The organism is Pseudomonas lini (assembly GCF_030812475.1).
In the GTDB taxonomy this organism is placed as follows: domain Bacteria; phylum Pseudomonadota; class Gammaproteobacteria; order Pseudomonadales; family Pseudomonadaceae; genus Aquipseudomonas; species Aquipseudomonas lini_A.
Genome location: NZ_JAUSSR010000010.1, coordinates 39,741 through 59,003 on the forward strand (window position 1 = coordinate 39,741; position 19,263 = coordinate 59,003).

Genomic DNA, 19,263 nt, shown 5'->3' on the forward strand with positions numbered 1-19,263 from the left:
AACGGGCTTGCCCGCGATTGCGATCTGGCAGTCAGCCCAGATAGTCGACCAGCCCGCGATAGCAGGTCGCCAAGTGATAAGGCGTAGTCGAAGGCATGTCCTGCCGACTCACTTCACCCTGCTCATCCCGACACTCATACCAGCCGCCTGCATGCAGATGGCGCTGCTGCAATGCCTGTAACTGCTGTAGCACTGCATCCTCGCCGTTCGGGCGCAGGGTCAGGGCTCGCAGGTATTCAGCCTGGGCCCAGATTCGTTGGGTGCCATCCTTGGAGTGCCCATCCAGGTCGAGCATCGCCCGCACTGCGCCAGTGTGTGGATCAACGCCCAGTCGCTCGGTGAACGCGAAAGCGCGTTCCAGCGACGTGTGCAGTGCCGAGCCGCGCAGTAACGGTGAAGACTCCAGCAGGAAATACCACTCGAACTGATGTCCCGGTTCAAACCAGTTATCCACAGACCCCAACGGTTTTTCCATCAACACATCGTGTTGCGGATCAACGAAACGCTTGTGCATGGCTGTGCATAAATCGACGAGCGCGTCTTGCATGGCATTGTCCGGGCGCACCGACAACGCGGCAAGGAAAGCTTCGGCCAGGTGCATCAGCGGATTCTGCAGCGGCCCGGTGTTAAGCGACGACCAATCGCGATCGAGGCTGGCTTCGTGCAGGCCGTCACCCGTGGCGAAATGCTGCGCAATCACTTGCAATGTTGCGTTGAGTACCGATTCCACCTGCGGCTCGCGGACCTTGTCCCAGTAATGAGCGCAGGCGAACAGGATGAATGCGTGGGTGTAGAGGTCTTTGCGCTGATCCAGCGGCGTCCCCTGCGGATCGATGCTGTAGAACCAGCCACCGTATTCGGCATCGTGAAAATGCTGCTGCAAGGAGTGAAACAATGCCGCGGCACGTTCTTGCGCGTCTGGCACCTGGCCGATCAGGCTGGAAAACAGATACAACTGCCGCGCGCAGGCCATGGCCCGGTAGCGTTGAGGTGGCAGCGGTTGATGACTGGCGTCCAGCGCCTCATAGGGCAACCCTAACTCGGGGTTCCAGCCGGGTCCTTGCCAGAGCGGCACGATGACATCCTGAAAATGCTGTTGCACCGAGGCGAACAGCGCGGTCAATTCAGGTTGGAAGGCGGAGCGGGGAGGATGCGGCATTGGCTGGCGTCGTCACGGCAGGGTTGATTGCGCGACATGTTAGCAGGCCTGAGAGATGCGGTGTCTGTAAGGCCGCCTTCGCGAGCAAGCCCGCTCCCAGAGTGGAACTGTGAACGCAGGACAAATGTGGGAGCCTTCCACAGTGGAGCTGTGAGCGCAGGACAAATGTGGGAGCCTTCCACAGTGGAGCTGTGAGCGCAGGACAAATGTGGGAGCCTTCCACAGTGGAACTGTGTACATAGAACAATTGTGGGAGCGGGCTTGCTCGCGAAGAGGCTATAACAGGCGATACAAAAATCAGCCTGCCAGCAACCACACACCAGCCGCCGCCGAACCCGCACCCGCCAGTCGAACCAAGGGTGCCGCCGCTTGAGGCAACACCCGCACCACTGCATAACCCGCCGCGTGCAAAGCCGCCGTCGCGACTACAAACCCCGCCGCATACGCCCAGGGACTCGACATCTCCGGCAACTCCAACCCATGCGCCACACCATGGAACAGCGCAAACAATGCCGTTGCACCCATCGCCAGGCTCAACGGCGGACGTACCGCCAAAGCAACCGCCAGCCCCAACGCAAGCACTGTCGCTGCAATCCCGTTTTCCAGCGCCGGCAAGTTCAGCCCTTCAAAACCCAAGAGTCCACCCAACAGCATGGTGCCGACGAAGGTGCACGGCAACGCCCACCGCGCAGTGCCTTTCTGCTGCGCGGCCCACAGTCCGACTGCAACCATCGCCAACAAGTGGTCGAGGCCGCCGATCGGGTGGGTGATGCCAGCGATCCAGCCATTATCGCCATGACCCGGGTGGGCGAAGGCAACGGCAGGAGTGAGCAGCAGGGCCATGGCGCCCAGAATGCGTTTAAGTGTCATGGATCAGCTTCCTTGTTAATAACAGTTGGCGAGATCAGGCCGCGGTCAGCAAGCCCTGGCGTTCGATGAAGGCGATGATTTCCTCCAGGCCCAGGCCGGTTTTCTGGTTGCTGAACACAAACGGCTTGCCGTTGCGCATGCGCTTGGTGTCGCTGTCCATCATCTCCAGCGACGCGCCTACCAGCGGTGCGAGATCGATTTTATTTATCACCAGCAGATCGGACTTGCAGATCCCCGGTCCGCCCTTGCGCGGTAGCTTGTCGCCAGCCGACACGTCGATCACGTAGATGGTCAGGTCGGACAGTTCCGGGCTGAACGTCGCCGAAAGATTGTCACCACCGGACTCCACCAGAATCAGGTCGAGCCCGGGAAAGCGGCGGTTCAGTTGATCCACGGCCTCCAGGTTGATCGACGCATCTTCGCGGATCGCCGTATGCGGGCAGCCGCCGGTTTCCACACCTATGATCCGTTCCGGTGCCAGGGCCTCGTTGCGCACCAGAAAGTCGGCGTCTTCGCGGGTGTAGATGTCGTTGGTCACCACGGCCAGGTTGTATCGGTCGCGCAAGGCCAGGCACAGGGCCAGGGTCAGCGCCGTTTTACCTGAACCGACCGGACCGCCAATGCCGACACGCAGAGGTTGTGTGTTCATGTGATTCTCCAGATTGAAAGGCCCTAGGAACGGAACAGGCGGCTGTACTGGCGCTCATGGGCCATGCACGCCAACGACAGGCCGAAAGCGGCGCTGCCACAGTGTCCGGGGTTGATTCGGGTAGCGTCTTGCTGAGCCTGTTGCAGCAATGGCAGCAGTTCGCTGGTCAGGCGTTGTGCGGCTTGCTGGCCCAGGGGCAGGGTTTTCATCAACACCGCCAGCTGGTTTTCCAGCCAGCTCCAGAGCCATGCCGCCAGCGCGTCTTGCGCATTGATGTGCCACGCGCGAGCGGCCAGCGCCCAACCGAGGGCCAGGTGCGGTTCCGGCTGTTGGTCGAGAAAGGCGCGGGCCGGGGCATCCAGTTCCGGCAAGCCATTGAGCAGTTGCTGCAAGGAATAACCCATTTGCCGGCTTTCCTGGTGCAACTCACGAGTTTCCCGGCTGGCGCGGTGTTCTTCACAACGTTGTAGCAAGTCGGCCCAGTTTTCGTCGGTCGCGGCCGTGCAATGGGCGAGCAGGAGCGGCGCTTCGAAGCGTGCCAGATTCAGCAGCAGTTGATCGCTGATCCAGCGTCGCGCACTCTGGGGATCATTGACGCGGCCGTTATCCACTGCCTTTTCCAGGCCTTGGGAATAGCTGTAGCCACCAATCGGCAACTGCGGACTGGCCAGACGCAGCAGTGCCCAGGCTGGATTCATGAACGCACGCCGAACTGGTGCAGTTTCGGCGGATAATTGAAATCTTCGTCGCCATGGCGTGAATGATGATGGCCACCGCCGTAGGCGCCGTGTTCCGGCTGGAACGGCGCTTCGCTGGCCTCGACCCTGGCCCCCAGTTGTTCGAGCATGGCCTTGAGCACATAGTCATCGAGCAGGCGCAGCCAGCCATCCCCGACTTGCAGGGCCACGTGGCGATTTCCCAGGTGATAGGCGGCGCGGGTCAGTTCAAAAGCATTGGCGCAGGTGACGTGCAGCAGTTGTTCGGCCCGGGCGCGGACACGGACGATGCGCCCGTCTTCGGCCTGCAGACATTCGCCGTCATACAGCGGCGGTTGACCTCGCTCCAAAAACAATCCGACGTCTTCACCGTCAGCACTGAAACAGCGCAGGCGGCTTTTGCTGCGGGCTTCGAAGGTCAGATGCAACTCGGCGGCCCAAACGGGTTGAGGGTCGATTCTGCGATGAATCACCAGCATCGGAAGGCTTCCAGCAATGAACGATAGTCAGGGCTAGAGCAAGGGGCTTGCCAATGAAGCGATGTGTAGGAAAAAGGCGCCAAAGCCTGTAAGACTTTTGGATGCGGCCCAGAGATTTGATTTCATTTGGTGCGGTGGAGGAGTGCAATGCACCAATTTGCAGCGCACATGGAAAGCTCGACCATAAACCACGGATCTACTCGGTACTTCCCAAACCCTGCCAATGTTTCAATCCGATAAAGATGAACCTCAGCTGCTGGGTGATCTTCGCTTGCGGTGTCAGGTGTTCGGGCAGCGCCTGCGCCGGCGGATCAATGATGTCCGGCAGTGTCGCAAACACACTCTTGACGATCAGGTCGGCCATTACGCCAAGGGCGGCGATGTCCAGATGCTGCAATTTCGGCATCAGCGACAAATCGGCTGCCAGGTCCGAGCTGATGTCTTCGCGCAAACGACCGATGGCCAAGCGCACCGGCAATGAGCCACCATATTGCTCGCGGGCCAGAAACAGGAATTGCGACCGGTTTGCTGACACCACGTCGAGAAAGATTCGCACAGAGGCGTCAATGATGCCGCCCATGACGAATTCGTTGTGGCGCACCAGGCGGATGGTTTCGCGGAACGTCTGACCGACTTCACTGACCAGCACCAAACCCAATTCATCCATGTCGGCGAAATGCCGGTAGAAACCGGTTGGCACGATGCCGGCGGTCCGTGCCACTTCGCGCAGGCTCAGGCTGCCGAATCCTCGGCCGCATTCCATCAAGTGGCGGGCAGCGTCCATCAGGGCGTGGCGGGTCTGTTGTTTTTGTTCGGCGCGGGGCAGCATCGCAGGGCGTTTTCTGGACAGGGACAGCGACGCACTCTAGCAAATCGTCTTTGCCTGCGTCGAACGACTATCGGGTGATCATGGGGGAAATGCGGCGTGAGCAAGGTGAAACACTATAAAGTCAAAAGCCCAATCCGTGGATTGGGCTTTTTTTCAGGGCCGCCATGGGCTTAGCTCAAGGCGCTGTTGCGTTCGATGACGCGGTCACCACCACCTTCAGCCAGGGTCTGGCCTTGTGGGGTGCGGTCGGAACCGTCAGCCGCCAGGGTCTGGCCTTGTGGGGTGCGATCGGAACCGTCAGCCGCCAGGGTCTGGCCTTGTGGGGTGCGGTCGGAACCGTCGGCCGCCAGGGTCTGGCCTTGTGGGGTGCGATCGGAACCGTCAGCCGCCAGGGTCTGGCCTTGTGGGGTGCGGTCGGAACCGTCAGCCGCCAGGGTCTGGCCTTGTGGGGTGCGATCGGAACCGTCAGCCGCCAGGGTCTGACCTTGTGGTGTACGGTCCGAGCCGTCTTGAGTGATCAGGCCTTTTTCTTTCAGGCGATCATTGCCACCTTCGGCGACGGTTTGGCTGAATACCGAATGGCTGGATTTCACTTGCGGAGTAGCCTGGTCGGCCGCCGGCAGGGCAAAAGCAGTGCTGGCCAGCATTGAGAGGGTAAGGCTAAGCAGTAATTGACGTTTCATGATTGGATGCTCCGTAGGAGGGCGATAAAGTGGGTACGAAGGCAATGCTACTCTCGATAAGTCGATATAAAAGTTCATAAACGCAATGGTAATAATCAATGGAATTGATTGTTCGTTGAAAAGGCTCTAGATCGGGTGTTTCCGAAGGACGGTTTTGCACCGGGGTGGGTATTTTCGACTCACTCGCGTCACGCAAAAGTGCGGGTGCGGTAACGCTGAAGCGGGAGTACGTCAGTGGTCGAACGGCTATTTGTGTGCGAATCAGACTTTCCATTAAACCTGGGGCCGGTTTTTCAGTCGTAGATCTCATGGCAGGCCGGTTCTGGCCTAACGTTTCACACGTGCGTCGCAGTCAGGGCGCTCAGTCGTATCAGGAGCTCTGTGCAATGACGCGCACTCGTAAAATTCTTCTCTGGACGGTCGCCAGCCTTGTTGTCCTGCTGGCCCTACTGGTTCTGGTCATCGCGTTCTTCGATTGGAACCGGATCAAACCGCCACTCAATGCCAAAGTATCTGAAGAGCTGCACCGCCCGTTCGCCATCAATGGCAACCTGGCGGTCATCTGGCAGCGCGAACCCGACGAAGGCGGCTGGCGGGCTTGGGTGCCGTGGCCGCATGTAGTGGCCGAGGACTTGAGCCTGGGCAACCCGGACTGGTCGAAGCAACCGCAGATGGTCACTCTCAGGCGCGTCGAACTGCGCATCTCACCCTTGGCTTTGTTGGCACAACGGGTGGTGATCCCGCGCATCGACCTCACCGAACCCTCTGCCGAGCTGCAGCGCCTGGCTGACGGCCGCGCCAACTGGACATTCAAGTTCGATCCCAAGGATCCGGACGCCGAGCCATCGAACTGGGTGGTGGACATTGGCGCGATCGGCTTTGACAAGGGTCACGTCACCCTCGACGACCGGAGCCTGAAGACCCGGCTCGACCTGATCATCGACCCGCTGGGCAAACCGATTCCATTCAGCGATATCGTTGGCGACAAGGCGGCGAAAACCGCGCAGGAGAAGGGTGGCGCACCCCAGGATTACGCGTTCGCCCTGAAGGTCAAAGGCCAATACCACAACCAGAGCGTGGCGGGCGAAGGCAAGATTGGCGGCCTGCTGGCCCTGCAGGATGCGGCCAGGCCGTTTCCGCTTCAGGCTCAGGTCAGGATCGCCGACACCCATGTCGAGCTGGCCGGTACGCTGACCGACCCACTGAACCTGGGGGCGCTGGACTTGCGGCTGAAACTGGCCGGTACCAGTCTCGGCAATCTGTATCCGTTGACCGGCGTCACCCTGCCGGATACGCCACCCTATGCCACAGACGGCCATTTGATCGCCAAGCTGCATGAGCCTGGTGGCGCCGTGTTCCGCTATGAGGAATTCAACGGCAAGATCGGCGCAAGCGACATTCAGGGCAGCCTGGCCTACGTCGCCAGCCAGCCACGGCCGAAACTCAGCGGCTCGCTGGTGTCCAACCAATTGCTGTTTGCCGACCTGGCGCCATTGATTGGTGCAGATTCGAACGCCAAGCAAAAAGCCCGTGGCGGGGAAAGCAAGCAACCGGCGGACAAAGCATTGCCGGTCGAAGAGTTCAAGACCGAGCGCTGGCGCGACATGGATGCCGACGTCGAATTCACCGGCAAGCGCATCGTCCACAGCGAAAGGCTGCCGTTCAATGACCTTTATACCCATTTGGTGCTGACGGACGGCGTGCTCAGTCTGGAACCCCTGCGTTTCGGTGTGGCGGGTGGCAAGCTGGATGCGCAGATTCGCCTCAACGGACACACTGAGCCGCTGGAAGGCCAGGCGAAACTCACTGCTCGCGGATTCAAGCTCAAACAGTTGTTTCCCACGTTCGAGCCGATGAAAACCAGTTTCGGTGAACTCAATGGTGATGCCGATATAACCGGTCGTGGCAACTCTGTAGCGAAATTGCTGGCGACTTCCAATGGCAACCTGAAAATGCTGATCAATGACGGCGCCATCAGTCGCGAATTGATGGAACTGGCCGGGCTGAATGTCGGTAACTATGTGGTCGGCAAGATCTTTGGCGACAAGGAAGTGAAGATCAACTGCGCGGCAGCCGACTTCGACATCAAGACCGGTCTGGCGAGCATTCGGCTGTTTGTCTTCGATACCGAGAACGCGATTATCTATATCGATGGCACGGCGAATATGGCAACCGAGCAACTGGACCTGACCATCTCCCCGGAATCCAAGGGCTGGCGTTTGATCTCGTTGCGTTCGCCGCTGTACGTGCGGGGCAAGTTCATCAAACCGGATGCTGGTGTGAAACCCGTGCCACTGTTACTGCGTGGTGCCGGGATGGTTGCGCTGGGTGTCATTGCCGCGCCGGCGGCGGGACTGCTGGCATTGATAGCGCCGAGTGGGGGCGAGCCTAACCAGTGCGCACCGTTGCTGGAGCAGATGAAGGCGGGCAAGGCGCCGAAGACAGTCAAGGGGTAAACAGGCTCTGTAGCCTGTCTGTTGTTCGCAATGGATGGGCCGCGCCTTGGGTCTATATGCGGATTTTTCGAACGTCAAAGGAACCACTCCTTATTACGGCTTCGTTGATTAGTCTGATTGACGTTGATCCAATAACTGGCGTTCAGGTAATAATGTGACACGCATGAAGTTTGGTAAGTGAAATGCAGGCTGGTAAATTGCCATTGTCAGCCGGACGGCTGGTCTAAAAATACCCCATATGGATTTGGAGATTTATATGAACATGTTAGTGCCGAGCATCGCAGAAAGCCGAGCTTTTTTTGATAATACGCAACTCTTGCCTTCAGTAAAAAAATTACCTGGCATCAGGTCTTTCTCTGGATCAAGTGAGTTGGCAGTGGCCAAGTCTGACCTGCTGTTGGGCGAGAGTGTGCCGGCCGCAATCGGCTTTACCGATAATATCGACGAAGATAAAAAGCAAGCGGCGGCGGATAGCATTCATTTTGCCGAGCGCTACGCTGATTCTTATTCGGATAAAGATGAAAAGCCAATGGAGTGGCATGGGAAGTACGCTCAAGCACTGAAGCATTGTGGCTGGTCATTGACTAATCATAAATACCAGGATCAGGTGAGCAAGCAAACAGCCATCACCATGGATGCCATTGTACTGGATATCATCAAGATAACGGCTGGCAGGAATGCTCCAGCGCTAACGAATTTGTTGAAGGCTAGCTTTGATAAAATTAAAGGCGATGAGGAGCTTCTTACACTTTTCGATAACAATAGTTCGAAAGCTAAGGACAAGGACTTTAGGCTAATACCCTGCTTGCAATCGCCTGGAGGTACGGCAATCGCCACGCTTGTTGCGTTTGATTGTCAGCTTTCGACGTCGCAAGGTGGTGCCTGGTTCTGGAAATGGAAATTAAGTAATGTGAGAATGAAGCGAGTGGCGTCTGTAATGGAGCTTAATATGGCCCAGCATGAGCGCAGGCGAGATCAGATTATCGAGCTGCTGGATCAAAACTCGGATGATTTTTTCAAAGGCGTTAAATTGAAATAACTCTGTTGCTAATCGGGATGAGCAGTTGGCCTCCCGATTCTGAGCTGATCGAGAAGGATAGTACTATGGATAAGGATATCGTTTTATCAGTGGCAGGAAATTTTTCTTCTGTTTCTGTTGAGCTCGCTGAAGTATGGAGAAAAGACGTAATTGATTCAATGTTGTTTGCGCGATTGTATGCGGACTCAAATGTAGACAGGTTTGCCCAGCCGCAACAGTGGTATAAATATCACTCCGAAGCGATGAGCAAGTCGAAGTGGGAAGTTGGAAGTCACCGGTTTTCCAGTTTTGAGTCGGGCGAAAATACTTCCTTTGTCCTGAAACAGCTTATTCGGAACAGGTTAAGCCTGGACTTGGCCCAGGCGAAGCAATACGAACGGCTGATGAACTGTTTTCAACAAGCCTCTGCCTCAGAGTTAATCGCCTCATCTGCGGTAAAGCATGCGCTGGACTACCAAGGCGAGGACCAAATTTCTACGGTTTCAACCATTGCTCTGCAAGTCAGCTTGGTGGTGCGAGGGCCTGCTTTATACACTGGATTTGTCTGCTTCAAGACTGGTCAAGCGGTTTGCGATAATCTTTTCAACCAGGAATTCAAAAGTGAGCTGGTTTCAGGTGAGGTCATTGTTGGAGTCACCAAGCTTGTGCTGAATAAGTCAAGCTATGAAAGAGCCCGGATGCGAGAGAAAATTCTTGGCAGTCTTCCTGAAATGACTGCTCCGCTAGTAGTGAATCTCTTCGCTGATGACGAGCCTCACTGCAGTAGCTGAATTGGCACGTCGATGAGGTGCGAGACATGACTGCCCTTCTGAAAAGCCAATAGTGTTGGATTAGTCCAACGGTCTTTTCGTATTGTAAGGAATGCAGCCTTATGGCGTTATTTATGCGCAACAAGGCTGCGTGGCCGTTACAGATCTTTCAAAATATCAGCCATGTCATCCGCATGCTCTTCTTCCTGGGCCAGGATGTCTTCGAAGATACGGCGGGTAGTAGGGTCTTGTTCGCCAATGTACTGAATAATCTCGCGGTAGCTGTCGATGGCAATGCGCTCGGCGACCAGGTCTTCATAGACCATTTCCTTGAGCGAATTGCCGGCCACGTACTGGGCGTGGGAGTTTTTCGACAGCAGGTCGGGGTTGAATTCGGGTTCACCACCCAGTTGCACGATACGTTCGGCCAGGCGGTCGGCGTGTTCGGCTTCCTGGGTCGCGTGCTCGAGGAATTCGTCGGCGGCCACGTGGGCCTTGAGGCCGTTGGCCATGAAGTAATGGCGCTTGTAGCGCAACACACAGACCAGTTCGGTGGCCAGCGATTCGTTGAGCAGGCGCAGTACTTCTTCGCGGTCGGCGCTGTAGCTTTCGGTAACTGCGCCGTTTTCGACGTTCTTGCGGGCACGCTCGCGCAGGGTAGTGACATCAGACAAATGCATATCGCTCATCTCGATCTCCTGGAGGCTAATCCGTTTTGCGCCACGCCTCTTGGGACGTGATCGCTACTTAAGCTGTGAGTGATGGGCGCAGCGAAAAGTTTTATGCAAATGATCAATCGCAAAATCCGGTGAGGCAGATGTCATAGACTGGTCGTCGAATTGTCACCTTCGATGTCGACGCTTGGCGGAGGTATTGCATCGCGCCTTGCTTCGTCTCACCGATCACAAGGATGTTTGCCCATGTCGCAAGGTTCTGCCACGCGCTATCCGTTGGTCCTGGTTCCGGGAATGCTCGGGTTTATCCGTCTGTTGCTCTATCCGTACTGGTACGGAATTGTTTCGGCGCTGCGCCGGGATGGGGCAACGGTGATTGCGGTGCAGGTCTCGCCGCTTAACTCGACCGAGGTGCGCGGTGAGCAGCTGCTGGCGCGGATCGAGGAAATTGTGCGCGAAACCGGCGCCGAGAAAGTCAACCTCATCGGCCATAGTCAGGGCTCACTCACCGCCCGATATGCCGCCGCCAAACGCCCCGATCGAGTCGCCTCGGTCACGTCGGTGGCGGGGCCCAATCACGGTTCTGAGCTGGCGGATCACTTGCACAAGCATTACCCGGCAGACAGTGCCAAGGGTCGCCTGCTCGCTGTGTTGCTGCGGCTGATCGATGCTTTGATGAGCTTGCTGGAAACCGGCTATCGCGGGCCGAAGCTGCCAATGGATATCCCGGCCTCGCATCAATCGCTGACCACTGAAGGCGTGGCACTGTTCAATCAGCGTTATCCACAGGGGTTGCCGCTGACCTGGGGCGGGCAGGGCCCTGAAGAGGTCAATGGCGTGCGTTATTACTCCTGGTCCGGGACCTTGCAACCGGGGAAAACCGATCGGGGCGCCAACCTGTTTGACGGGACCAACCGAAGCTGCCGCTTGTTTGCCAGAACCTTTGTGCGCGAAGCCGGGCATTGCGACGGGATGGTCGGGCGATACAGTTCGCATCTCGGGACGGTGATTGGCGATGAGTACCCGCTGGATCACTTCGATATCGTCAATCAGTCGCTGGGATTGGTGGGCAAGGGCGCGCAACCGGTACGATTGTTTGTCGAGCATGCGGCGCGGTTGAAAGCGGCCGGAGTTTAGCAGTACGACCGAGTTATCTTTCTTCGTCGGATCGCCGCCCGGAGCCGGCTCGCTCCCGCAAAAATGGATGGCGAACACAAAATCGGTGGCGACCGAGACCCATGTGGGAGCGAGCCTGCTCGCGAATGACGTCAGATCAGGCGGTACGAGCCCTACGACCCAATACGGTGGTCCAGCGTTCCGAAACGATCACTCCGGCCAGGGTCAGCACCCCACCCACCAGGTGGTACATCGCCAATTGCTCTTGCAGTACCGCCGTTGCAATCAGTGCCGTCATCAATGGCAGCAGATTGAAAAACAGTGTGGTCCGGCTTGGCCCCAGGCGAACCACCGCCTGCATCCACGCCAGCGGCGCAATCATCGAGGCGAGCAGGCAGGCGTACAACACCAGCGGAATGTTCTGCAGGGTCGGGCCGATTTTCGGCGAGGCGATGAACAGTGGAAACAACACGACAACTGCCACCAGCACCTGCAAATACAACAACACCAGCGGCGGCAAGCGCAATTGCCACTTTTTCAGCAGGGTGCTGTAGATCGCATAGGCCAGGGTGGCGATCAGCATCATCGCATCGCCCAGATTGACGCCATGTTCCAGCAATGCCGCGAGGTTGCCCGAGGAGATAACCACCACCACACCGGCAAACGATAGTACCGCCCCGGCCAATGCCCCGGCAGTCAGGCGCTGGCCCAGGCTGACGATGGCCATGACCAGCGACATCAGCGGCATCAGTGACAAGATGATCCCCATGTTGGTGGCCGAGGTCAGCGTCGCGGCGAAATACGCCAGGCTTTGATAGACCGCCATGCCTAACACGCCAAGGATGAAGATCTTGCCCAGGTTCGGGCGGATCGCCGGCCAATGGGTGATAACCGGTTTGAGCATAAATGGCGTGAACAGGATCCCGGCCAGCAGCCAGCGATAGAAGCCGATCTCGGCGGGGAAGATCGATCCAGCCGACATTTTGGTGATCACGGTGTTACCGGCCCAAATGAAAATGGCCAGCAGTGGATAAGCGTATTGCATGGGGAAAACCATAACGTTGATGAGGGGGGATTATCGCCTGTCTGGATGCAAGCCTATACTTCGATCCAGACAACCTGCCCCTGATGACGGACACCATGAACAGCAAACACATCGACTTGCTGGATTTCAAAGAACTGCCGTCGCCGGTGTACTTTCGTTACGCCGACTTTGATGCGCACCGCTACGCCTCGGCTCACCGCCATCCCTGGGGCACGCTGGAATATTCGGCCCACGGCGTGCTGCACATGGAAATCGGCGGCAGCCGTTTCATGTCACCGCCGCAATACGCAGTGTGGGTGCCGCCGCAGACCGAGCACAGTTTCTGCAGCAATCAGCCAGTGAATTATCGTGCGGTCTGCCTGGCTCCGATCTTGTGCCATAACCTGCCGCAACAGGCTTGTACGCTGGCGATAAACGATATTCTCAAAGCGATTCTCAAGGATTTTGCCACCCGGGATGTAAAAATTCCCGAGAATGAAGCTGACAAGCGACTGGCCCAAGTGCTGGTGGACCAGCTGCAACTGGCTCCGGTGCATGAGTGTTACTTGCCCTATGCCAGCAGCCCCGGATTGCTCGGGATACTGGAATCCTTGCAGGCGGAGCCGGGTGACAATCGACCGTTGGTGCATTGGGCGGGTCAAATTCACGTCAGCGAACGGACCCTGGCGCGGCAGTTCGTGCGCGAGTTGGGCATGAGTTTTGGCGAGTGGCGCCAGCGTTTGCGCTTTCTGACGGCGATTGAAGCGCTGGACAGCCATCGCAGCATCCAGGAAATCGCATTCGATATGGGCTATAGCACCGGGTCGGCGTTTATCGCAATGTTTCAGCGCCAGGCCGGATGCACGCCGGAGCAATATCGACGCAGCCATCTGGAGAGCCGGTGAAGGTGTAACAGGTATTGTCTACACTGCAAAACGAGCCCGCGCCCCTCGTTGCGGCAACCAGGAGAAAACTCCATGAAGATGTTGCATGTCCCTTTGTTGATGATCGGTGTACTGATGTGCGCCCAAGGGTTCGCCGCCACTGACCAGCAGAACAAGATGACCACCTGCAACGCCGACGCCACCGCGAAAAGCCTCAAGGGCGATGAGCGCAAGGCCTTCATGAGCACTTGCCTAAAAGCTGCGCCGGCAGCGGATGCCGCCAAACCCATGACTCCCCAGCAAGAAAAGATGAAAACCTGCAACGCCGATGCCGCGACTAAAGCCCTCAAGGGTGATGAGCGCAAGGCGTTCATGAGTGACTGCCTGAAGAAAAAATAATGAATGGGGTCATGCCTGGGATAGGGAATTTATGGGGCTGTAAGGGCCCCTTCGCGAGCAAACCCGCTCCCACATTTGACCGAGTTCCTCCAGATGAAATGCGATCGAATGTGGGAGCGGGCTTGCTCGCGAAGGGGCCGGCACGGGCGCCGCATAAAGCCGCCTGGGCACCCGACAACTGTCGACCCACACAATCCCTAGTGCTGTCACCGGAACGCTGGCAGACTGCCAATCCTTTTACGCCGTTCGTTTTGAGGCTGTATGCCAACGTTTTCTCAACGCCAAGTCTTGCTGGTAATCAGTTGGGTCATCATCTTCGGTGGGCTGCTGCTGGTTCTGCCGTTGCGGCTGCTGCCCAGCCTGCTGGCGGGGTTGCTGGTGTTCGAACTGGTCAACATGCTCACCCCGCAACTGCAACGGCTGATCGAAGGCCGGCGTGCACGTTGGCTGGCGGTGGCGTTGCTGGGCACATTAGTGGTGAGTGTGCTGGCGTTGATCTTCGCCGGGGCCATCAGCTTCCTGTTACACGAGGCGGAAAACCCTGGCGCTTCCCTCGACAAGTTCATGGGCGTGGTCGACCGGGCGCGCGGGCAACTGCCGCCGTTCATCGATGCCTATCTGCCCGCCAGTGCCGCCGAATTCCGCGTGGCGATCGGCGAGTGGATGAGCAAGCACCTGAGTGACTTGCAACTGGTGGGCAAGGACGCGGCGCACATGTTCGTGACGCTGCTGATCGGCATGGTGCTGGGGGCGATCATCGCCTTGCAGCGGATACCGGATGTGACCAAGCGCAAGCCTCTGGCCGCCGCACTGTTCGATCGTTTGCACCTGCTGGTCCAGGCATTTCGCAACATCGTATTCGCCCAGATCAAGATCTCCCTGCTCAATACCTTCTTCACCGGGATTTTTCTGGCAGTGGTCCTGCCAATGTTCGGCATCAAGCTGCCGCTGACCAAGACCCTGATCGTGCTGACCTTCCTGCTCGGCTTGTTGCCGGTGATCGGCAACCTGATGTCGAATACCCTGATCACCATTGTCGGTTTGTCGCTGTCGATCTGGGTAGCGGTAGCAGCGCTGGGTTACCTGATCGTTATCCACAAGCTCGAATACTTTCTCAATGCACGCATCGTCGGCGGGCAGATCAGTGCCAAGTCGTGGGAGTTGCTCCTGGCAATGCTGGTGTTCGAGGCCGCGTTCGGCCTGCCGGGGGTCGTGGCGGGGCCGATTTATTACGCGTATTTGAAGAGTGAGTTGAAGCAGGTGGGGATGGTTTGATCAGGTAGAGATGTATTGCCTGATCTGACGCTATCGCGGGCAAGCCGCGCTCCCACAGGATTCGTGTCGTTCGCTGCATTGGGTACGACACAAATCCTGTGGGAGCGTGGGTTGCCCGCGATGGGCGCGACGCGGTTCAGGATTAGTCCATGTTGCCGTAACGCTTCATGGCCTCAATCGCCAAACCGCTGCCGATGCTGCCAAAAATGTTCCCTTCCACATGCCGCGCATTCGGCAACATCGCCGACACACTGTTGCGCAGCGCCGGAATCCCGCTAGAGCCACCGGTGAAGAAAACCGTATCTACCTGATCGACCCGCACATTCGCATCGTTGAGCAATTGCGTGACGCTGTTGCGCACGCGCTCGAGCAGATTATCGATGGCCGATTCGAACAGCGCCCGGCTCAATTCCACGCTAAGTCCAGGCTCGATGCGGTCCAGCGGCACATGGCGGCTATGGGCGTGGGTCAGCTGGATCTTGGTTTCTTCCACTTCCATGGCCAGCCAATGCCCGGCGCGCTGCTCGATCAGCTTGAACAGCCGGTCGATGCCGCCCGTGTCTTCGATGTCGTAACGCATGCTGCCCAGGGCCAGGGTCGACTTCTGCGAGTACACCGAGTTGATGGTGTGCCAGGTCGCCAGGTTCATGTGGTGGCTGGTGGGCATGTAGGCGCCGCTCTTCATGCGGCTGCCGTAGCCGAACAGCGGCATCAAGCCCTGCAGGCTCAGTTGCTTGTCGAAATCGGTCCCGCCGATGTGCACGCCGCCAGTGGCGAGGATGTCATCATGACGGTTGTCGTGGTTGCGGCGCTCGGGCGACAGGCGAACCAGCGAGAAGTCGGAGGTACCACCGCCGATGTCGACAATCAGTACCAGCTCTTCCTTTTCGATGGTCGACTCATAGTCGAACGCCGCCGCAATCGGTTCGTACTGGAACGACACATCCTTGAAGCCGATGGCGCGGGCCACATCCACCAAGGTGTTTTCCGCTTCCTGGTCGGCCATTTCGTCGTCGTCGACGAAGAACACCGGACGACCCAGCACCACCTCGTCGAACTCCCGACCGGCGGCCGTTTCCGCGCGCTTCTTCAATTGGCCGATAAACAGCCCGAGCAGGTCCTTGAACGGCATCGCAGTGCCGAGGACGCTGGTATCGTGCTTGATCAGCTTGGACCCCAGCAGGCTCTTGAGCGAGCGCATCAAGCGGCCTTCATAGCCTTCGAGGTACTCGTGCAGCGCCAGCCGACCGTACACCGGGCGACGTTCTTCCATGTTGAAGAACACCACTGACGGCAAGGTGATCTTGTCGTCCTCCAGCGCGATCAGCGTTTCCACGCCGGGACGCAGCCAGCCGACGGTGGAGTTGGACGTGCCGAAGTCGATACCACAGGCACGGGCTGGAGATGCGTTTTTCATGTCTTTCAGGTTCCGGTTAAAAAACGGCCGCGCAGTGTATGCCACTGCGGCACAGATTCGAAGGCCGACTATCCGCTAAATCTCAGCTATTAGCGCCTTGAAAGACTATCCTTTGCCCCAAACTTGTCTGCATTAGGCCTGGCAGCCACAGGACGGTCGCACGAACCGCCCGCTGCTGCAGATAAACTTCTGATGCGCTGCCCGGTCACAACCTTGAGATCGGTCAAATCCTTTGCTGCAAAACAAGTGCATGCTCTGGCAGGTGGCGCGATATCGATAACGGATGGTGATTCCCACGATGGACTTCAAAGACTATTACAAGATTCTCGGTGTGGAACCGACCGCGGACGATAAGACGATCAAGGCGGCTTATCGCAAGCTGGCGCGTAAATACCACCCCGATGTCAGCAAGGAAAAGGACGCCGAGGCTAAATTCAAGGATGCGTCGGAAGCCTATGAAGCGCTGAAAAGCGCCGACAAGCGCGCCGAATATGACGACTTGCGCAAATACGGCCAGCATGGCCAACCGTTCCAGGGCCCGCCAGGTTGGCAGGGGCGAGGCGCGGGTGGTTTTGGTGGTGGTCAGGACACGGGCGACTTTTCGGACTTCTTCAGTTCGATCTTCGGCGGTCGTGGACCTGGTTTCGATGGTGGACAGTCGCGTCGCAGCACCGGACGTCGAGGGCAAGACGTGGAAATGGAATTACCGGTTTTTCTGGAAGAAACCCTCTCGAACGAGTCAAAGAAGGTCACCTTCCAGGTGCCGCAGTACAACGCTGCGGGCCAGCATGTCAGCAACACCAGCAAAAGCCTGAACGTGAAGATCCCGGCCGGCGTGGCCGACGGCGAACGTATCCGCCTTAAAGGCCAGGGTGCGCCAGGTGTCGGTGGCGGCGCCAATGGCGACCTGTACCTGATCATCCGTTTTGCGCCGCATCCGAAATACGACGTTGAAGGCGAAAACCTGATCATCACCCTGCCACTGGCTCCGTGGGAGCTGGCGCTGGGCGCTGAAGTCGCGGTACCGACCCTGACCGGCAAGATCAACCTCAAGGTCCCGGCCGGCAGCCAGAACGGTCAGCGCATCCGCGCCAAGGGTCACGGCCTGCTTAACAAGGCCGGCGAGCGCGGTTACCTGTTCGTGCAGTTCAAGGCCGTCATGCCTAAAGTCGCGAGCGATGAGGTCAAGGCGCTGTGGCAGGAACTGGCGAAAAAAGCCGCGTTCAATCCGCGAGAAAACTTCTGATCCAAGAGACGGAGTAGCCCATCATGAGCAACCCCCTGATCGTTCAACTGGACATGGCAGAATTCTGTGAGGCGACTGATTTATCTGACGTCTACGTGATCGAGATCGTCGAGCACGGCATCCTCGAACCTCAGGGCAAGCAGCCCAAGGATTGGCGTTTCAACGATTACGAGCTGGCGCTGGCCAAGCGTGCCGCCAAGCTGCGGCACGACCTGGAGCTGGAGTGGGAGGGGGTTGCCCTGGCGCTGGACCTGCTTGAAGAGGTCCAGCAGCTAAGGGCGGAGAATCGGATGTTGAAGCAGCGGTTGGGGCGGTTGGTGGTGGAGTAACCCTCTCTCTCTAATCAACTTGTCTGCCTGCGGCAGCTCCTGCACAAGCCCTAGATCCGCCGGGGCAACACCACGGTAAACAGCGTGCCATCGGCCTCACTGGAGCTGACCTCGATCGTCCCGGAGTGGGCGTTGACCACTTCCTTGACAATAAAAAGGCCCAGGCCGAGGCTGGTGGAGGGCTGGCCCAGTTCTTCGTCGGCACTGCGCACCAAGGGATCGAAGATAGTGCCAATGGCATTCTCGGGAATCGGCGTGCCGTAGTTGTGCACCGTGAGACGAACCGAATCTGGCTCGCCAGTGAGCCTTATCGTCACATCCCGCTTGTTCGAGCCATGCTGCAACGCATTGCCGATCAGGTTCCGCAGGAGTTGATCCAGGCGTCCGGTATCCCAGACACCTCGGGTGTCTCCCGATACGTTCAGTACCGGATCGCACTCCGGGTTGCCGGCACAGGCTTCGGCAATCGCGGCATGGGCCGCGTCCGCCAGATCCATGGGGACAGGCTCGATCGGCAAGCTCTTGCCCAGGCGACTGCGCACCAGCTCCAGCAAATCGCTGACCATCACCGCCATGTGCCGCGCGCCGCGCTTGATGTTGATCGCGCAGGTCAGCGCATCGCCTTCGAGCGTCGCCTTGCGCAGCAGCAGCTCGGTGGACATGCTCACCGCTTGCAGCGGCGCTCGCAGGTCATGGCCGAGGATCGCCAGGAAGATGTCCCGCGAATGATTGACCTGTTCGGCATAAGCCGCGGTGGACTCGGCAAGGGCTTCGTCGATGGCTTCGTTGAAGCGGATCATGTCCTGGAAATACGTCATGTCCGGCGATTCCAGGCTGTCGACCCACAGTCGAATCACGCAGGCGCGCAAATGGCGGAACTCGGCCGTCATTTGCACCAGATCGAAACCGACGGTGTGGCGCAATTCCCCATGCCAGGCGGCGGCCAGGTCCAGATCAGGCGTTTTTTCCACGCCTTCCCCTTTGGCTTTGGCCGTCTGTTCGCTGGCAGTCTGTGCCGTGCACATATCGGCTGCCGAGGCCAGCAGGATTGACTTTGCGTGATCGCGCAGCGTCGCGCGGTCCAGCGACTCGTCGGCGCTAATGGCCTCGGCGAAATTTTCCCACTCGTCAACGATGCGATCTACGTGCTGCACGATGAATTCAGATAAACGCATGGCTGGGCGTCTGCTTGGCAATGATAGCCAATGAGTGTGGCCCATCCTGGCGCCTTTGTCGTGTGCCTGCTGCCAGCGCCGATGAAGAGGTGCTG

The 19,263-nt window shown here is 58.2% G+C and carries 20 protein-coding genes; 9 read left to right on the top strand and 11 right to left on the bottom strand.

Translation table 11 applies throughout. From position 1 onward, the window contains the following. Window positions 1-31 precede the first annotated feature (31 nt). The 7 genes from J2W17_RS19520 to J2W17_RS19550 form a co-directional block, all read right to left on the bottom strand. Window positions 32-1,159 (bottom strand): AGE family epimerase/isomerase, encoded by a 1,128-nt coding sequence (locus J2W17_RS19520; RefSeq protein WP_307337790.1) that lies wholly within the window; start codon window positions 1,157-1,159, stop codon window positions 32-34. 297 nt (window positions 1,160-1,456) lie between these two features. Further along, entirely contained in the window at window positions 1,457-2,029 is a 573-nt protein-coding gene (locus tag J2W17_RS19525) for a HupE/UreJ family protein (protein ID WP_307337794.1), read from the bottom strand. A gap of 34 nt (window positions 2,030-2,063) precedes the next feature. After that, window positions 2,064-2,678, bottom strand: a complete 615-nt coding sequence (ureG, locus tag J2W17_RS19530; RefSeq protein ID WP_307337797.1) for an urease accessory protein UreG — start codon at window positions 2,676-2,678, stop codon at window positions 2,064-2,066. A 23-nt stretch (window positions 2,679-2,701) separates the two neighbouring features. Continuing rightward, entirely contained in the window at window positions 2,702-3,376 is a 675-nt protein-coding gene (locus tag J2W17_RS19535) for an urease accessory protein UreF (protein WP_307337800.1), read from the bottom strand. After that, window positions 3,373-3,873, bottom strand: coding sequence for an urease accessory protein UreE (gene ureE, locus J2W17_RS19540; protein WP_307337802.1), 501 nt, complete (start codon window positions 3,871-3,873; stop codon window positions 3,373-3,375). Before ureE ends, J2W17_RS19535 begins: the two co-directional genes overlap by 4 nt. A 196-nt stretch (window positions 3,874-4,069) precedes the next feature. Beyond that, the gene (locus tag J2W17_RS19545) at window positions 4,070-4,702 is read right to left on the bottom strand and encodes a TetR family transcriptional regulator (protein ID WP_307337805.1); all 633 of its coding nucleotides are present in this window, start codon (window positions 4,700-4,702) and stop codon (window positions 4,070-4,072) included. A gap of 170 nt (window positions 4,703-4,872) precedes the next feature. Then, window positions 4,873-5,385, bottom strand: coding sequence for a hypothetical protein (locus tag J2W17_RS19550; RefSeq protein ID WP_150743955.1), 513 nt, complete (start codon window positions 5,383-5,385; stop codon window positions 4,873-4,875). A 386-nt stretch (window positions 5,386-5,771) separates the two neighbouring features. Here J2W17_RS19550 and J2W17_RS19555 point away from each other — a divergent pair, with 386 nt between their 5' ends. From J2W17_RS19555 to J2W17_RS19565, 3 genes are all read left to right on the top strand, one after another. Next, window positions 5,772-7,841 (top strand): AsmA family protein, encoded by a 2,070-nt coding sequence (locus J2W17_RS19555; protein WP_307337810.1) that lies wholly within the window; start codon window positions 5,772-5,774, stop codon window positions 7,839-7,841. Between the two features lie 256 nt (window positions 7,842-8,097). Then, on the top strand, window positions 8,098-8,880 hold the full coding sequence (locus tag J2W17_RS19560; protein ID WP_307337813.1) for a hypothetical protein: 783 nt from the start codon (window positions 8,098-8,100) through the stop codon (window positions 8,878-8,880). A gap of 65 nt (window positions 8,881-8,945) precedes the next feature. Beyond that, the gene (locus J2W17_RS19565; RefSeq protein ID WP_307337816.1) at window positions 8,946-9,650 is read left to right on the top strand and encodes a hypothetical protein; all 705 of its coding nucleotides are present in this window, start codon (window positions 8,946-8,948) and stop codon (window positions 9,648-9,650) included. A 137-nt stretch (window positions 9,651-9,787) separates the two neighbouring features. Here J2W17_RS19565 and J2W17_RS19570 read toward each other — a convergent pair whose 3' ends face one another. After that, on the bottom strand, window positions 9,788-10,318 hold the full coding sequence (locus J2W17_RS19570; protein ID WP_307337819.1) for a ferritin-like domain-containing protein: 531 nt from the start codon (window positions 10,316-10,318) through the stop codon (window positions 9,788-9,790). 231 nt (window positions 10,319-10,549) lie between these two features. Between J2W17_RS19570 and J2W17_RS19575 the strand changes: the two genes are divergently transcribed. Continuing rightward, window positions 10,550-11,440: an esterase/lipase family protein gene (locus J2W17_RS19575; RefSeq protein ID WP_307337822.1), complete on the top strand. Its 891-nt coding sequence runs from the start codon at window positions 10,550-10,552 to the stop codon at window positions 11,438-11,440. Window positions 11,441-11,576: 136 nt separating this feature from the next. Here J2W17_RS19575 and J2W17_RS19580 read toward each other — a convergent pair whose 3' ends face one another. Further along, complete coding sequence (locus tag J2W17_RS19580) at window positions 11,577-12,464, bottom strand: DMT family transporter (protein ID WP_307337826.1); 888 nt, start codon at window positions 12,462-12,464, stop codon at window positions 11,577-11,579. A 95-nt stretch (window positions 12,465-12,559) separates the two neighbouring features. Between J2W17_RS19580 and J2W17_RS19585 the strand changes: the two genes are divergently transcribed. The 3 genes from J2W17_RS19585 (at window position 12,560) to J2W17_RS19595 (ending at window position 15,001) form a co-directional block, all read left to right on the top strand. Further along, window positions 12,560-13,348, top strand: a complete 789-nt coding sequence (locus J2W17_RS19585; protein WP_307337831.1) for an AraC family transcriptional regulator — start codon at window positions 12,560-12,562, stop codon at window positions 13,346-13,348. Window positions 13,349-13,420: 72 nt separating this feature from the next. Next, complete coding sequence (locus tag J2W17_RS19590; RefSeq protein WP_150797069.1) at window positions 13,421-13,726, top strand: PsiF family protein; 306 nt, start codon at window positions 13,421-13,423, stop codon at window positions 13,724-13,726. A gap of 261 nt (window positions 13,727-13,987) precedes the next feature. Next, window positions 13,988-15,001 carry an AI-2E family transporter gene (locus J2W17_RS19595; protein ID WP_307337836.1) on the top strand — a complete coding sequence of 338 codons (1,014 nt, stop codon included), beginning with the start codon at window positions 13,988-13,990 and terminating at the stop codon, window positions 14,999-15,001. 142 nt (window positions 15,002-15,143) lie between these two features. On the opposite strand, the gene J2W17_RS19600 is transcribed toward J2W17_RS19595, so the two are convergent. Continuing rightward, a complete protein-coding gene (locus tag J2W17_RS19600) occupies window positions 15,144-16,418 on the bottom strand; it encodes an Hsp70 family protein (RefSeq protein WP_307337839.1) in 1,275 nt (424 codons plus the stop codon). A gap of 298 nt (window positions 16,419-16,716) precedes the next feature. Here J2W17_RS19600 and J2W17_RS19605 point away from each other — a divergent pair, with 298 nt between their 5' ends. Together J2W17_RS19605 and J2W17_RS19610 are read left to right on the top strand one after the other, a co-directional pair. Then, on the top strand, window positions 16,717-17,664 hold the full coding sequence (locus J2W17_RS19605; RefSeq protein ID WP_307337842.1) for a DnaJ C-terminal domain-containing protein: 948 nt from the start codon (window positions 16,717-16,719) through the stop codon (window positions 17,662-17,664). A gap of 23 nt (window positions 17,665-17,687) precedes the next feature. Continuing rightward, window positions 17,688-17,993: a chaperone modulator CbpM gene (locus J2W17_RS19610; protein WP_064675666.1), complete on the top strand. Its 306-nt coding sequence runs from the start codon at window positions 17,688-17,690 to the stop codon at window positions 17,991-17,993. 50 nt (window positions 17,994-18,043) lie between these two features. Here the strand turns inward: J2W17_RS19610 and J2W17_RS19615 are convergent, their stop codons facing one another. Beyond that, window positions 18,044-19,168 carry a sensor histidine kinase gene (locus J2W17_RS19615; RefSeq protein ID WP_307337846.1) on the bottom strand — a complete coding sequence of 375 codons (1,125 nt, stop codon included), beginning with the start codon at window positions 19,166-19,168 and terminating at the stop codon, window positions 18,044-18,046. Window positions 19,169-19,263 lie beyond the last annotated feature (95 nt).

What these genes read in the sequence shown, in the direction of transcription:
- J2W17_RS19545 (WP_307337805.1), bottom strand. Translation starts at nt 4,702, where the DNA reads ATGCTGCCCCGCGCCGAACAAAAACAACAGACCCGCCACGCCCTGATG.
- J2W17_RS19550 (WP_150743955.1), bottom strand. Translation starts at nt 5,385, where the DNA reads ATGAAACGTCAATTACTGCTTAGCCTTACCCTCTCAATGCTGGCCAGC.
- J2W17_RS19610 (WP_064675666.1), top strand. Translation starts at nt 17,688, where the DNA reads ATGAGCAACCCCCTGATCGTTCAACTGGACATGGCAGAATTCTGTGAG.
- J2W17_RS19565 (WP_307337816.1), top strand. Translation starts at nt 8,946, where the DNA reads ATGGATAAGGATATCGTTTTATCAGTGGCAGGAAATTTTTCTTCTGTT.
- J2W17_RS19605 (WP_307337842.1), top strand. Translation starts at nt 16,717, where the DNA reads ATGGACTTCAAAGACTATTACAAGATTCTCGGTGTGGAACCGACCGCG.
- J2W17_RS19590 (WP_150797069.1), top strand. Translation starts at nt 13,421, where the DNA reads ATGAAGATGTTGCATGTCCCTTTGTTGATGATCGGTGTACTGATGTGC.
- J2W17_RS19560 (WP_307337813.1), top strand. Translation starts at nt 8,098, where the DNA reads ATGAACATGTTAGTGCCGAGCATCGCAGAAAGCCGAGCTTTTTTTGAT.
- ureG (WP_307337797.1), bottom strand. Translation starts at nt 2,678, where the DNA reads ATGAACACACAACCTCTGCGTGTCGGCATTGGCGGTCCGGTCGGTTCA.
- J2W17_RS19595 (WP_307337836.1), top strand. Translation starts at nt 13,988, where the DNA reads ATGCCAACGTTTTCTCAACGCCAAGTCTTGCTGGTAATCAGTTGGGTC.
- J2W17_RS19520 (WP_307337790.1), bottom strand. Translation starts at nt 1,159, where the DNA reads ATGCCGCATCCTCCCCGCTCCGCCTTCCAACCTGAATTGACCGCGCTG.
- J2W17_RS19575 (WP_307337822.1), top strand. Translation starts at nt 10,550, where the DNA reads ATGTCGCAAGGTTCTGCCACGCGCTATCCGTTGGTCCTGGTTCCGGGA.
- J2W17_RS19525 (WP_307337794.1), bottom strand. Translation starts at nt 2,029, where the DNA reads ATGACACTTAAACGCATTCTGGGCGCCATGGCCCTGCTGCTCACTCCT.
- J2W17_RS19535 (WP_307337800.1), bottom strand. Translation starts at nt 3,376, where the DNA reads ATGAATCCAGCCTGGGCACTGCTGCGTCTGGCCAGTCCGCAGTTGCCG.
- J2W17_RS19555 (WP_307337810.1), top strand. Translation starts at nt 5,772, where the DNA reads ATGACGCGCACTCGTAAAATTCTTCTCTGGACGGTCGCCAGCCTTGTT.
- J2W17_RS19580 (WP_307337826.1), bottom strand. Translation starts at nt 12,464, where the DNA reads ATGCAATACGCTTATCCACTGCTGGCCATTTTCATTTGGGCCGGTAAC.
- J2W17_RS19570 (WP_307337819.1), bottom strand. Translation starts at nt 10,318, where the DNA reads ATGAGCGATATGCATTTGTCTGATGTCACTACCCTGCGCGAGCGTGCC.
- J2W17_RS19600 (WP_307337839.1), bottom strand. Translation starts at nt 16,418, where the DNA reads ATGAAAAACGCATCTCCAGCCCGTGCCTGTGGTATCGACTTCGGCACG.
- ureE (WP_307337802.1), bottom strand. Translation starts at nt 3,873, where the DNA reads ATGCTGGTGATTCATCGCAGAATCGACCCTCAACCCGTTTGGGCCGCC.
- J2W17_RS19615 (WP_307337846.1), bottom strand. Translation starts at nt 19,168, where the DNA reads ATGCGTTTATCTGAATTCATCGTGCAGCACGTAGATCGCATCGTTGAC.
- J2W17_RS19585 (WP_307337831.1), top strand. Translation starts at nt 12,560, where the DNA reads ATGAACAGCAAACACATCGACTTGCTGGATTTCAAAGAACTGCCGTCG.